Below are 13,148 nucleotides of genomic sequence, written 5' to 3'. Positions count from 1 at the left end.
GGCCCTCCCCGCCACTCCGAAGGTGTCGCGGACCTCGTCCGCCACCCCGCTGAGGTTCGCCTCGAAGGTGAATCCCTGCTCGAAGCGGTAGCTGCGGCGGACGTCGACGGGGTCGATGCCGTTGATGGCAGCCTTGGCCAGCCGCAGCAGCCGACCGTCCTTCGCGGCGATCTCCCGGGCCAACTCCAGCGCGGCGGACGGAAGTTCGGCACGCGGCACGACCCGCCACACCGAACCGTGCGCCCGTAGCTCGGCGGCGGTCGCCGTACGCGAGGTGTAGTACAGCGCGCGCATCAGATGCCGCGGCACCAGCCGCGCCAGATGCGTCGCCGCACCGAGCGCGCCCCGGTCCAGCTCCGGCAGGCCGAAGGTCGCGTCCTGGCTCGCCACGATCGCGTCCGCGTTCCCCACCAGCCCGATCCCGCCGCCCAGACAGAACCCCTGAACGGCGGCGACCACCGGCACCTCGCACTCGTACACGGCGGCGAAGGCCTCCGCGCAACCGTGGTTGGCACCGATCAGCGCGCTGTGCCCCGCCGCCTGGATCTCCTTGATGTCCACCCCGGCGTTGAACCCGCGCCCCTCCGCGCCCAGCACGACACACCGCACCTCTGGATCGCGCCCCGCGTCGCGCACGGCCTCCGCCAGCTCGAACCACCCGCGCACCGGCAGGGCGTTCACCGGCGGGAAGTCGACCGTGACGACGGAAATCCCCTTTTCCGGGGACGAGGTGGAGACAGTCATCGGAGCATCAGCTACCTTCCACCTAACGTTTGTTTGGTGCGTCTCTCCTGCGGAAGGTAGCAGCGGATGCGGCTCAACGGGAAGGTCGCCGTCGTCACCGGCGGCACGCGCGGCGTCGGCGCCGGCATCGCCCGAGCCTTCGCCGAAGCCGGCGCCGAGGTCGTGACCTGCGCCCGGCGACCACCCGAAGTACCGCTCAAAGGCGCCGAGTTCATGTCGCTGGACGTCCGGGACCCCGACGCGGTGCACCGATTCTTCGCCGAACTGCCCCGCGTCGACGTCCTCGTGAACAACGCGGGTGGCACACCCCACCGCCCGCTCACCGCGACCGACGCCCGTCGCCACGCCCGCGTCGTCGAGCTCAACCTCACCGCTCCGCTGACCGTCTCCCTCGCCGCCCACGAGCACCTCCGGCGGACCCGCGGCGCGATCGTCATGATCGGCAGCGTCAGCGGCAGCCGCCCCTCACCCGGCTCGGCGGCCTACGGCGCCGCCAAGGCCGGCCTGGAACACCTCGCGCGCTCCATGGCCGTCGAGTGGGCCCCGGAGATCCGCGTCAACACCCTCGTCCTCGGCATGGTCCGCACCGAGCTCTCCCACCTCCACTACGGCGACGAGCACGGCATCGCCGCCGTCGCCCGCACCGTCCCGCTCGGCCGCCTCGCCACCCCCTCCGACATCGGCGACGCGGCGGTCTTCCTCGTCTCCGACGCGGCCGCCTACATCACCGGCGCCTCCCTCCTCGTCCACGGAGGCGGCGAACGCCCCGCCTTCCTGGACGCGGCGACGGCCCCCACAGTCATTGACGAAGGAGAACCACGATGAGCGGCACACCCCCGTACCGCGAAGGGCGGCTCTGCGAAGGGCGCGTGGTCGTCGTGACCGGCGCGGGCCGCGGTCTCGGGCGCGCGCACGCGCTCGCGTACGCCGCCGAGGGCGCCCGCGTGGTCGTCAACGACCTCGGCGTGGGACTCGACGGCACACCGGACCCCGACAGCCCCGCCGCCCGGGTCGCCGAGGAGATCCGCGCCGGGGGAGGGGACGCGGTCGCGCACGGCAGGGACATCGCCACGGCCGACGGCGCCGCCTCCCTCGTCCGGACCGCCCTGGACACCTACGGACGGCTCGACACCCTCGTCAACAACGCCGGCTTCCTGCGCGACCGCATGCTCGTCAACCTCGACGAGGACGACTGGGACGCCGTCCTCCGCGTCCACCTCACGGGCCACTTCCTCCCCCTGAAACACGCCGCCGCCCACTGGCGCGCCGAGACCAGGGCGGGCCGTACCCCGACCGCGCGCATCATCAACACCAGCAGCGGAGCGGGCCTGCTGGGCTCACTCGGCCAGGGCAACTACAGCGCCGCCAAGGCGGGCATCGTCGGCCTCACCCTCGTCGCCGCCGCCGAACTCGCCCGCTACGGCGTACAGGTCAACGCGATCGCCCCCGCGGCCCGCACCAGAATGACCGAGACGGTCTTCGCCGAGACCATGACTTCCCCCGACACCGGCTTCGACGCCATGGCCCCCGAGAACGTCTCCCCCCTGGTGGTCTGGCTGGGGTCCCCCGCGAGCGACGGCGTCACCGGCCGCGTCTTCGAGACCGAGGCCGGCCGCATCACCGTCATGGAGGGCTGGCACCCCGGCCCCACCGAGGACAAGGGAGCCCGCCGCACCCCACAGGAGGCGGGGGAGACCGTACGCAAACTCCTGGCGGAGGCACGCGAGCCGAGCCCGGTGTACGGCGCCGGCTGACGTGGGCCCCGCCCCTCGAACAAGGGCCCGCCGGAAGCTCTCAAGGGGCGCGGGGAACTGCGCGACAAGCCCTCACTCACCCGCACCCGCCCACGCACCGCACTCACCACCCCCTCTCGCGCTCCGGTCCCCAACCCCTACGTGTCGCACTCCAGAACCGTCCGACACAACCCACACCGAGCCCGCACCCGCCCCCGCACCGGCACCCGAATCCGCTGCTGGCACGTGGGACAGGGAAACGACACCCGCAACGCGGCCCCCCGCCCCTCCGGCGTGAACACATACGGCACCCCCACGCCGGACGCCTCCACGCCGGACGCCCGCACCCCCGGCGAAGCCGACCGCAGGTCGTCCCGCGCATGACGCCGATCCCGCGCGTACCGCCGCCGCCCCACCCACCCCGCCGCCGTCAGCGGCGGCTGCCGCTCGTCGCTCCGCGCCCGCGCCCGCCCCTGCGCGTACGCGGAATACGCCTGCGCGCTGGTGAACCACACCGACGGATCCTCATCGAACACCTGGGCCCGCTTGGCCAGCACGTACCCGAACTCCTCCGGCGTCAGATACCCCAGCTTCTGCGACGACGCACCGTCCTCCCGGAACGCGTCCAGCAGCAGCCACCCCGCCCCCAGATACGTCGCCGCCGTGTCCGTCAGGATCTCGTTCTCCCGGGTCCCGGGAAAGGACAGCCCGAGCCGGTGCAGATAGACATGCATCACCTCGTGCGCGAGGGCCGCCCCGATGTCCCGCCGATGCGTCCGGAAACGGTCGTTGAGCTCGACGAAGTACTCCGGCCCCGCCGCCAGTTCCACATGCGCCGCGTGCGTCATCTCCCGGAACCCGACGATCATCCGGGCGTCCGGCAGCCGATAGTGCCGCACCAGCTCCCGCGCCACCCGCTGCGCCCCCAGATGCAGATCGTCGGTGTCGCAGAACGCCACGTCGACGGGGGCCACACTGGTGGCGAAGGTCTGGATCGTGTCGTAGGAGAGCCGCTTGTACAAGGCGGTGATGGACGCCCGCACGGTGTCCAGGTGCGGGTAGCCGTGCTCGACAGGTCCGCCGTTCGCCACGTCCGCACCCCCGGAAGACGTCTCGATACGTTCCACTCTAAGCCGGTGCGGGCGCCGAACCGCGGCGACGTAGGGTGACGACCATGACCACCAGCAACACAGACGAGGTCGACGCCGAGGTACGAGCCGAACTGACCCGGCTGCGCGACAGCATCGACAACATCGACGCGGCCGTCGTCCACATGCTCGCCGAACGCTTCAAGTGCACCCAGCGGGTCGGCCACCTCAAGGCCGAGCACCACCTGCCCGCCGCCGACCCGGGCCGCGAGTCCCAGCAGATCAACCGGCTGCGCGGCCTCGCCGAAAGCGCCAAACTCGACCCGGCGTTCGCCGAGAAACTGCTGAACTTCATCATCGCCGAGGTCATCCGGCACCACGAACGCATCGCGGACGACGCCCTGAACGGCACGACGCACACGACCGCCACGACGAACACGCCCCGCTCGTCGAACGCGGACGCCCCCACAGGCAAGGCACCGGACCCGGGGGAGTGACATCGAGGCCTCCACAGGGCATCCTGCCTGAGCACTCCTCGTCAGGAATCGACCACACACGGTGAGAGGCCATGCCGTCGGAAGCCAAGATCCTCATCGTCGACGACCATGAGGACACGCTGTACGCCCTGGAGAGCGCCCTGGCCCCACTGGGCTACCGGCTGACGCGCGCCACCAGCGGCGACGCGGCACTCAAGGAAGTCCTCCGCGGCCAGGTCGGCCTGCTCCTCCTCGACGTCCGCATGCCCGGCGTCAGCGGCCTCGACGTCGTCCGCTACATGCGCGGCGTCGAACAGACCCAGCACATCCCCGTCATCCTCCTCACCGGCTTCGGCCCCGACGCCGAACTCACCGCCACCGCCTACCGCCTCGGCGTCGCCGACCTCGTCATGAAACCCATCGACCCCTGGGCCCTGCGCACCAAGGTCCGCTACCTCTACGACGCCCACGAACGCTCCCACGCCCTCGAACGCGAAGTCCGCGACCTGCGCGCACGCCTCAAGGACCACGACGACGCCAAGCGCCACAGCGACGACCGGCGCGGCAAGGAGCGCGTGCCCGCGCAAGCCGACGGCGCGAAGGACCGGGCATAGGCCGCATACGGCCGGGCGCACGGCGCATGCGACCGGACAAAGGTCGCGTACCAGGCCCGCCCCTGTCCTGCGACAAGGGCATCAGGCAGCATGTCCCTCATGTCCGTACTGACGCGCGACGAAGCGCATGCCCGTGCTCGGCTCCTCGACGTCCACCGCTACGAGATCGCACTCGACCTCACGCGCGGCGACGAGACCTTCGACTCCCGTACCGCCATCCACTTCACCGTGCGGGGAAAGAAGAAGGCCGCGGACACCTTCGTCGAGCTCAAGCCCGCAGACCTGCGCTCCGTCACCCTCGACGGCGAACCCCTCGACCCGGCGACCCTCGACGGCAACCGCCTCCCCCTCAAGGGCCTCACCCCGGGCGACCACGAACTGCGCGTCGACGCCGCCATGCGCTACTCCCGCACCGGCGAGGGCATGCACCGCTTCACCGACCCCACCGACGACGAGACCTACGTCTACACCCAGCTCTTCATGGACGACGTACAGCGCGTCTTCGCCGCCTTCGACCAACCCGACCTCAAGGCCGCCTTCGACCTCACCGTCACCGCCCCCGAAGGCTGGACCGTCCTCGCCAACGGCATCACCGAACGACAGGACGACGGCACCTGGCGGGCCGCCACCACCCCGCTGATCTCCACCTACCTCGTCGCCGTCGCCGCCGGCCCCTGGCACTCCGTCCGCACCGAACACCGCGGCCTGCCCTTCGGCATCCACTGCCGCCGCTCCCTCGCCCCCCACCTCGACACCGACGCCGAAGAACTCCTCGACATCACCCGCGCCCTCTTCGACCGCTACCACGAGAAGTTCGAGGAGCCGTACCCCTTCGACTCCTACGACCAGGCGTTCGTCCCCGAGTTCAACGCCGGCGCCATGGAGAACCCCGGCCTCGTCACCTTCCGCGACGAGTTCGTCTACCGCTCCGCCGTCACCGACACCGAACGCCAGACCCGCGCCATGGTCATCGCCCACGAGATGGCCCACATGTGGTTCGGCGACCTCGTCACCCTCAAATGGTGGGACGACATCTGGCTCAACGAGTCCTTCGCCGAGTACATGGGCTACCAGACCCTCACCGAAGCCAGCCGCTTCACCGACACCTGGGTCGACTTCGGCGTCGCCCGCAAGGCCTGGGGCTACGACGCCGACCAGCGCCCCTCCACCCACCCCGTCGCCCCCGGACACGTCGACGACACCGCCGCCGCCCTCCTCAACTTCGACGGCATCTCCTACGCCAAGGGCGCCTCCGCCCTGCGCCAACTCGTCGCCTGGCTCGGCGAGAAGGACTTCCTCGCCGGCATCAACGCCCACTTCACCCGCCACCGCTTCGGCAACGCCACCCTCGCCGACTTCATCGACAACCTCGCCGGCGCCACCGAACGCGACGTCCACGCCTGGGCCGACGCCTGGCTCCGCACCACCGGTGTCGACACCCTCACCCCCAAGGTCACCCGCGCCGCCGACGGCACCTACACCCTCACCGTCGACCGCACCGGCAGCCGACCCCACCGCATCGCCGTCGGCCTCTACGACCGGGACCACGGCGACGACCAGGGCCACCTCACCCTCCGCGACCGCATCGAACTCGACCTCCCCCAGGCAGCCGACCAGCCCATCGGCAAGCGGCCCGCACTCCTCCTCCTCAACGACGGCGACCTCACCTACGCCAAGGTCCGCTTCGACCCCGACTCCTTCACCGCCGTCACCGGCCACCTCTGCGGCCTGCCCGACCCGCTCACCCGCGCCGTCGTCTGGAACGCCCTGCGCGACGCCGTACGCGACGCCGAACTCCCGCCCACCGCCTACCTGGAGGCCGCCCGCACCCACCTCCCGCGCGAGACCGACCTCGCCATCGTCCAGGGCGTCCTCGCCTTCGCCGGCACCCAGGTCACCGACCGCTTCCTCGCCCCCGAACAGCGCGCCGCCGGCCTCGCCACCCTCGGCTCCCTGTGCCGCGACCTCATCCGCCGCACCGAGGACGGCGACAACCCCGGCCTGCGCCTCACCGCCGTACGCCACTTCATCGACGTCGCCGCCCACCCCGAGACCATCGCCGCCTGGCTCGCCGACGGCACCGTCCCCGGCGGACCCGAACTCGACCCCGAACTGCGCTGGCGCGTCCTCGGCCGACTCGCCCTCCTCGGCGCCGTCGACACCGCCACCATCGACGCGGAACTGGAGCGCGACCCCAGCGCCAGCGGCCGCGAGGGCGCCGCCCGCTGCCGCGCCGCGCTGCCCGACCCCGAGGCCAAGCGGGCCGCCTGGGAGGCGATGTTCACCTCCGACGACCTCTCCAACTACCTGTTCACCGCCACCGCCCAGGGCTTCTGGCAGCCCGAACAGGCGGACCTCCTCACGGAGTACGTCGAGCGCTACTGGGCCGACGCGGTGTCGCTGGCCGCCCGGCGCGGACCGGCGATCGCGGAAGCCGCCGGACGGTGGGCGTTCCCCGTGTACGCGGTGGACCCCGAGACGCTGGGGCTGGGGGAGCGGTGCCTTCAGGACGGCGAGGTGATTCCCGCACTGCGTCGGAAGCTGGTGGATCAGCTGGACGACCTGGCGCGGGCGCTGCGGGTGCGGCAGGCGTAGCCCGGGTTCCGCCGGGGGGGCTCGGGGGTTCTGCGGGCTTGAGGCCGGATGTGGCCGATCGCGCAGTTCCCCGCGCCCCTTTCGGGGCGCGCTGCCGTTGGGGCCGCTGCCGTTGAGGGTGTTCTCGCGTACCCTCTTTTGGTTGTAATCAACGGCCTTTTCGGGTCCGGCACCCGATTGGCGTACAAAATGGGATTCCCCGTGCTCGGAGGAACCCATGACCGCTCCGCCTCTCGCCTCGGGACCCCACGGTCCCGACGCGCTCCGGCCGTTGCTCGACACCGTGCTCGACGCGTTGCGAGAAGGGGCCGAGGCCCGGGGCGGCCCCCTCCCCGCCGGCGGCCCGGAGACGGTCGCGGCGGCGGTACGGGACGCGCTCGGCGAGCCGCTGCCCGCCGACGGCGACCCGGACGCCCTGCACCGCCTGATCCGGGCCCTCGCCGCCGGCACCGCCGACCCGGCAGACCCCCTCTGCGCGGCCCATCTGCACACCCCGCCCCTGGCCGTCGCCGCCGCGGCCGACCTCGCCGTCTCCGTGCTGAACCCCTCCCTCGACTCCTGGGACCAGGCCCCGGCCGCCTCCGCCCTCGAAGCACTCGTGACACGCGCCCTGGCCGCGGAGACCGGCGCCGCCGACGCGCTGGTCACCACCGGCGGCACCGAGTCCAACCAACTCGCCCTGCTCCTGGCCCGCGAGACACACCCCGGCGTACGGCTCGTCTGCGGGGCCAACGCCCACCACTCCCTCGTCCGCGCCGCCTGGCTGCTGGGCCTGCCCGAACCCGTCGTCATCCCCACCCCCGCCGGCACCCTCGACCCCGCCGCCCTGGACGACGCCCTCACCCACCTCCAGGGCCCCCTCCTCGTCGCCGCCACCGCCGGCACCACCGACGCCGGACTCATCGACCCCCTGCCCGCCCTCGCCGACCTCTGCCGCGACCACGGAGCCCGGCTCCACGTCGACGCGGCCTACGGCGGCGGCCTCCTCTTCAGCGACCGGCACCGCGCCCGCCTCGACGGCCTCAACCACGCCCACACCGTCACCCTCGACCTGCACAAACTGGGCTGGCAACCAGTCGCCGCAGGACTCCTCGCCGTACGGGACACGACCGACCTCGCCGCCCTCGACCAGCGCGCCGACTACCTCAACGCCGACGACGACACCGAAGCCGGCCTGCCCGACCTCCTCGGCCGGTCGCTGCGCACCACCCGACGGCCCGACATCCTCAAGACCGCCGTCACCCTGAAAACCCTGGGACGCACCGGACTCGGCGCGCTCGTCGACCAAGTCTGCGCCCTCGCCCAGGAGTTCGCCGCCACCATCGAGGCACACCCCGGCTTCGAACTCTACGACCGGCCCACCCTCAGCACGGTCTGCTTCCGACCCGCCGGAGCCCCCGACACCACCGTCGCAGGCATCCGCCGCCGGCTCCTCCACGACGGCCGGGCCGTCCTCGGCCGCGCCTCACTCGACGACCGGCTGTGGCTCAAGACCACCCTGCTGAACCCCCACACCCGGCCGGACGACCTCACCGCCCTGCTGAAGCTCGTAGACCTCGCAAGCCTCGCCGAAGGACACACCCCCACATGAGCACGACCCCCGCCCACGACCGGCCCGACCCCGAGGCACCCCGCGACCTCGTCGGCGTGGGCATCGGACCGGCCAACCTCTCCCTCGCCGCCCTCGCCCACCCCCTCGCCGAACTCGACGCCGTCTTCTACGAACAGCGCCCCGGCTTCGACTGGCACCCCGGCCTGCTCATCGACGGCGCCACCGTCCAAGTGCCGTTCCTGGCCGACCTGGTCACCCTCGCCGACCCGGTGAACCCCTGGTCGTTCCTGAACTACCTCAGGGCCCGCGACCGCCTCTTCCCGTTCTACTTCGCCGAGCGGTTCCACATCCAACGCGCCGAGTACGACGCCTACTGCCGCTGGGTCGCCGAGAACCTGCCCGGACTACGGTTCGGCCACCAGGTCGACTCCGTGCGCTGGAACCCCGAACGGGACCTGTTCGAGGTCGACTTCAGCAGACTCGACGCCGACGGAGAGGTCGAGACGATCGGCCGCACCCACGCCCGGAACATCGTCCTCGGCGTCGGCACCGAACCGTACGTCCCCGAACCCCTCAAGCCACTCGTCGAGGCACCCGGCGTGCCCGTCGTCCACGCCGCGGACTACCTCGGCGAACGCGACCGCCTGCTGACCGCCGGACACGTCACCGTCATCGGCGCCGGCCAGTCCGGCGCCGAGGTCTTCCTCGACCTCCTCCGGCACCGGCTCGCCGGCCGGGAAGGCCTGCACTGGCTCGGCCGCACCGAGGCGTTCGCACCCATGGAGTACTCCAAACTGGGCCTCGAACACTTCACCCCGGACTACACCCGCTACTTCCACGCCCTCGCCGAACCCACCCGCGACCGGCTCGTCGCCGCCCAGTGGCAGCTCCACAAGGGCATCGGCGCCGACACCATCGCCGCCATCCACGACGAGCTGTACCGCCGCACCCTCGACGGCGGCTGGCCCGACGCCGTCCTCACCCCCGGCGTGCACGTCCGCACCGCGGGCCGACTCGCCACCACCAAGGTCGAACTCCACCTCGAACACAGCGAGCAGGGCACCCGCTCCCGCCTCACCACCGACGCCGTCGTCCTCGCCACCGGCTACCGCGAACGCCCCCTGGACCGCGTCCTCGCCGGCCTCGACCCCTACATGCGGCGCGACAGCCGCGAAAGGCCACGCGTCGACGAGAACTTCCGGATGATCCTCGACCCGTCCGTCACCGCCTCCGGCTGCCACGTCTACGTCCAGAACGCCGAACTGCACACCCACGGCGTCGGCGCCCCCGACCTCGGCCTCGCCGCCTGGCGCAGCGCCACCATCCTCAACACCCTCACCGGCAAGGAGCCCTACCCCCTGCCCGGCCGCACCGCCTTCACCACCTTCGGCCTCGACGCCCGACCACAGATCCCGCCCGCGCGCAGGCCCGACTCCGCCCTCCCCCTCACCCCCCTGGTCGACGTGAGGTAGCCGACGGGCAAAGAAGCAGGGGGAGGCGGCCGCAGCAACCGCTGCGGCCGCCTCCCCCTGGAAGACCCGGCGTACCGTCTAGAAGACCGGCGTACCGTTCCGCGTCAGCTTCCAGTCCACCGAAGCGAACTGCGCCGGGTCGATCGACCCCTTCGCCTTCACCCACGCGATCATCGTGTTACGGATCTCGTCCGAGTTCGACCACAGCAACGGGGACGCGGCCACATGCGGGAAGTTGCCACCACCGTTGGCCCGGTAGTTGTTCACCGCGAACACGAACTTCTGATCGTCCGCCAGCGGAGCACCCTCGAACCGCACGTTCGTGATCCGCGACCCCGCCGGCTTCGCGATGTCGATCTCGTACGACAGCCCGCTCACCGCGTCGTAGTTGTAGTCCGGCGTCCCGTTCGCGTTCGTCAGCTTCGCCGGATCGACAGCAGCGTCCGGCGCCGTCTGCACGAAGTAGTTCGCCGAGAACTCCAGGTACGCCTTCATCTGCGCACCCGTCATCAGACGCGCCTCCAGCGTGTTCTCGAAGACATACAGACCCGCCACATCCCGGATCGTCACGTTCCCCGCCGGAATCACCGCGCTCCGCGAGAACGCGGCCGCCTGCGACAGCACCGGCAGCGACCCGTACTCCGACGAGGCGAGCGCCTGCCTCACCGTGTCCGCCTGGATGTGGTTGATCAGATCGATGATCGCCACATCCTTGTACGGCGCCTCCACCGACGTCATCTCGGCCGCGTTCGTCCCGATGACCTGGTTGACGTACGCCACGACCTTCTCGTGCTCGTCACCCAGCATCTTCACGATCGCCGGGTCCTCCTCCACCGTGTTGGAGTTGAGCACCTGCGCCGCGACCTTCTCGACCTTCCAGCAGCCCTTGCTCCACACCAGCTCGAAGTCGAACAGCGTCAGCCGCTGCCCCCACTTCAGCGGCTCCGACAGCACGACCTGCTTGCCCGTCTCCTTGTTGGTGACGAAGTACTCCGGGATCTCCGTGTGCGCATGCCCCACGAGAATCGCGTCGATCCCCGGCACCTGCTCCGCCACCAGCCCGGCCGCGTTCTCGATGTACGGCAGCTGATCACCGTACGACGACGTCCCCGACGAACCGCTGTGCGCCGACACGATGACGACATCCGCCCCCATCGACCGCAGCTTCGGCACCCACTTCGCCGCCTGCTCCTCCAGCCCCGGGAACGTCATCTTCCCCTGCACGTTCGCCTTGTCCCAGATCGCGATACCGGGATTCGTCAGCCCGAGCACCGCCACCTTCACATCACGCCCGAACGGCGTACGCAACCGGTGCATGCTGTACGGCGGAAAAGCCGGACGCAGCGTCTTCGCGTCCAGCGCGTTCGCCCCCAGCAACGGGAAACGACACTGCTCCTGGAACTTCCGCAGCACCGGGATGCCGTAGTTGAACTCGTGGTTGCCCAGCGCCGCCGCGTCGTAGTCGATCGCGTTCATCGCCTGCGCCATCGGGTGCACCGGACCACCCTTCGCGGTGATCGGGTCCACCTTCGCGTAGTAGTACGACAGCTGCGTGCCCTGAATGGTGTCACCGGCGTCGATGAGCAGCGTGTTCCGGCGCCCCTTCTCCTTACGGATCCGGTTGACCAGCGTGGAGATCTTCGCCAGACCGACGTCGTTGTGCGCCTTGTCGTCGAACTCCTTGTCCGTGAAGTAGTCCCAGTTGAAGACGTTCCCGTGCAGGTCCGTCGTCCCCATCACGGTGAAGCTGTACCGCTTCGGCGCCTTCCCACCGGCCGCCGTCACCTCGGCCGCCTGCGCACTCGGAGCGAGCGCCGTACCGGCGACGGCCACGCCCGCCCCGGTCACGGCCGACTTCTTCAGAAACTTCCGGCGGTTCAAGGGCATCTCGGGGCACTCCTCGGAGAAAAGGACGATCTCAACGCGCGTAGACAGAGTCGACAGCCGACACCACAACGCGCGTAGATTCTGACCCGACCCGCCCCCACCGCAACAGACCCCACAGGTTTCGATCTGGTGACCGGCCCACCCCCACCACCAGCCCACCAGTGACAGAGTGGGGCGTATGACCACCAGCAGCGAGGAACCCCAGCCCACCGCCGTCCCCTACGGCACCCCCGACGCCCCCCGCATCGCCGTACGCGGCGAAGCCCACCTCGAAGTCGACCCCGAGATAGCCCGCATCGGAGTCACCATCCTCGCCCGCGGCAAGGACCGCCGCGCCGCCCTCGACGACCTCACCCGCCGCAACACCACCGTCCTCGACCTCGTCAAGACCTACGGCGAAGCAGTCGACCGCCTGGAAACCGGCGCCTTCTCCATCACCCCCGAACTGAAGGAGAAAGGCAGAGGCGAACGCATCCAGGCCTACCACGGCCGCGTCCACATCACCGCCGACCTCACCGACTTCACCGCCCTCGGCGAACTCACCACCCGCCTCGCCGACCTCGACCTCACCCGCGTCGACGGCCCCTGGTGGTCCCTCCGCCCCGACTCACCCGCCCACAGGAAAGCCCGACAGAAAGCCGTCACCGAAGCGGTCCAGCGCGCCCGCGAATACGCCGAAGCCCTCGGCACCACCCTCGCCGCCCTCGTCGAACTCGCCGACATCGGCGCCGAAGCCCCCCAGCCCGTCGGCCCCGCGGCCCCCGGCGGCCGCATGCGCTCCATGGTCGCCGCGGCCGAGAGCGCCGCCCCACCCCTCGACCTCGAACCCCAACGCCAACGCGTCCACGCACAGGTCAACGCCCGCTTCACGATGCACCCGCCACGCCTGTGACGATCCGTTCCTCGGCTCGTGACTACTTGTCAATTACCTTTCACCCGAACGCCGTTGAGTAGTCACGCCCCACCAAATCACTACCAGCGGGTAAG

Annotated in this window: 10 protein-coding genes and 1 pseudogene; 8 read left to right on the top strand and 3 right to left on the bottom strand. The window is 70.9% G+C overall.

Going from position 1 to position 13,148, the window contains the following annotated elements:
- Positions 1-6: 6 nt before the first annotated feature.
- Positions 7-744, bottom strand: a pseudogene (locus GWK25_RS30505) (enoyl-CoA hydratase family protein); the annotation flags it as partial.
- A gap of 66 nt (positions 745-810) precedes the next feature.
- On the opposite strand from GWK25_RS30505, the gene GWK25_RS30500 reads away from it, so the two are divergent.
- A complete protein-coding gene (locus GWK25_RS30500; protein WP_215454595.1) occupies positions 811-1,569 on the top strand; it encodes an SDR family oxidoreductase in 759 nt (252 codons plus the stop codon).
- Positions 1,566-2,498, top strand: a complete 933-nt coding sequence (locus GWK25_RS30495; RefSeq protein ID WP_215454594.1) for an SDR family oxidoreductase — start codon at positions 1,566-1,568, stop codon at positions 2,496-2,498. Before GWK25_RS30500 ends, GWK25_RS30495 begins: the two co-directional genes overlap by 4 nt.
- 137 nt (positions 2,499-2,635) lie before the next feature.
- On the opposite strand, the gene GWK25_RS30490 is transcribed toward GWK25_RS30495, so the two are convergent.
- Positions 2,636-3,568 (bottom strand): hypothetical protein, encoded by a 933-nt coding sequence (locus tag GWK25_RS30490; RefSeq protein ID WP_215457714.1) that lies wholly within the window; start codon positions 3,566-3,568, stop codon positions 2,636-2,638.
- 83 nt (positions 3,569-3,651) lie between these two features.
- Here GWK25_RS30490 and GWK25_RS30485 point away from each other — a divergent pair, with 83 nt between their 5' ends.
- From GWK25_RS30485 to GWK25_RS30465, 5 genes are all read left to right on the top strand, one after another.
- Positions 3,652-4,062, top strand: coding sequence for a chorismate mutase (locus GWK25_RS30485; RefSeq protein WP_215454593.1), 411 nt, complete (start codon positions 3,652-3,654; stop codon positions 4,060-4,062).
- A 71-nt stretch (positions 4,063-4,133) separates the two neighbouring features.
- Positions 4,134-4,655, top strand: coding sequence for a two-component system response regulator (locus GWK25_RS30480; RefSeq protein ID WP_215454592.1), 522 nt, complete (start codon positions 4,134-4,136; stop codon positions 4,653-4,655).
- 90 nt (positions 4,656-4,745) lie between these two features.
- Positions 4,746-7,250, top strand: a complete 2,505-nt coding sequence (gene pepN / locus GWK25_RS30475; RefSeq protein WP_215454591.1) for an aminopeptidase N — start codon at positions 4,746-4,748, stop codon at positions 7,248-7,250.
- Between the two features lie 217 nt (positions 7,251-7,467).
- A complete protein-coding gene (locus GWK25_RS30470) occupies positions 7,468-8,841 on the top strand; it encodes an aminotransferase class V-fold PLP-dependent enzyme (protein ID WP_215454590.1) in 1,374 nt (457 codons plus the stop codon).
- The gene (locus GWK25_RS30465; protein WP_215454589.1) at positions 8,838-10,274 is read left to right on the top strand and encodes a lysine N(6)-hydroxylase/L-ornithine N(5)-oxygenase family protein; all 1,437 of its coding nucleotides are present in this window, start codon (positions 8,838-8,840) and stop codon (positions 10,272-10,274) included. The genes GWK25_RS30470 and GWK25_RS30465 overlap by 4 nt, the downstream gene beginning before the upstream one ends.
- Positions 10,275-10,352: 78 nt before the next feature.
- Here the strand turns inward: GWK25_RS30465 and GWK25_RS30460 are convergent, their stop codons facing one another.
- Complete coding sequence (locus GWK25_RS30460; RefSeq protein ID WP_215454588.1) at positions 10,353-12,161, bottom strand: 5'-nucleotidase C-terminal domain-containing protein; 1,809 nt, start codon at positions 12,159-12,161, stop codon at positions 10,353-10,355.
- A 178-nt stretch (positions 12,162-12,339) separates the two neighbouring features.
- Between GWK25_RS30460 and GWK25_RS30455 the strand changes: the two genes are divergently transcribed.
- Positions 12,340-13,053 carry an SIMPL domain-containing protein gene (locus GWK25_RS30455; protein WP_215454587.1) on the top strand — a complete coding sequence of 238 codons (714 nt, stop codon included), beginning with the start codon at positions 12,340-12,342 and terminating at the stop codon, positions 13,051-13,053.
- Positions 13,054-13,148: the final 95 nt, after the last annotated feature.

The organism is Streptomyces sp. ATCC 21386 (assembly GCF_018728545.1).
Classification (GTDB): domain Bacteria; phylum Actinomycetota; class Actinomycetes; order Streptomycetales; family Streptomycetaceae; genus Streptomyces.
Note: the sequence above shows the minus strand (reverse complement) of the source record. Positions and strands in the feature narration are given on the sequence as shown.

Bases quoted from the DNA above. Each gene is read 5' to 3' on its own strand.
- pepN (WP_215454591.1), top strand. From the start codon at position 4,746: ATGTCCCTCATGTCCGTACTGACGCGCGACGAAGCGCATGCCCGTGCT.
- GWK25_RS30465 (WP_215454589.1), top strand. From the start codon at position 8,838: ATGAGCACGACCCCCGCCCACGACCGGCCCGACCCCGAGGCACCCCGC.
- GWK25_RS30455 (WP_215454587.1), top strand. From the start codon at position 12,340: ATGACCACCAGCAGCGAGGAACCCCAGCCCACCGCCGTCCCCTACGGC.
- GWK25_RS30480 (WP_215454592.1), top strand. From the start codon at position 4,134: ATGCCGTCGGAAGCCAAGATCCTCATCGTCGACGACCATGAGGACACG.
- GWK25_RS30470 (WP_215454590.1), top strand. From the start codon at position 7,468: ATGACCGCTCCGCCTCTCGCCTCGGGACCCCACGGTCCCGACGCGCTC.
- GWK25_RS30460 (WP_215454588.1), bottom strand. From the start codon at position 12,161: ATGCCCTTGAACCGCCGGAAGTTTCTGAAGAAGTCGGCCGTGACCGGG.
- GWK25_RS30500 (WP_215454595.1), top strand. From the start codon at position 811: ATGCGGCTCAACGGGAAGGTCGCCGTCGTCACCGGCGGCACGCGCGGC.
- GWK25_RS30485 (WP_215454593.1), top strand. From the start codon at position 3,652: ATGACCACCAGCAACACAGACGAGGTCGACGCCGAGGTACGAGCCGAA.
- GWK25_RS30495 (WP_215454594.1), top strand. From the start codon at position 1,566: ATGAGCGGCACACCCCCGTACCGCGAAGGGCGGCTCTGCGAAGGGCGC.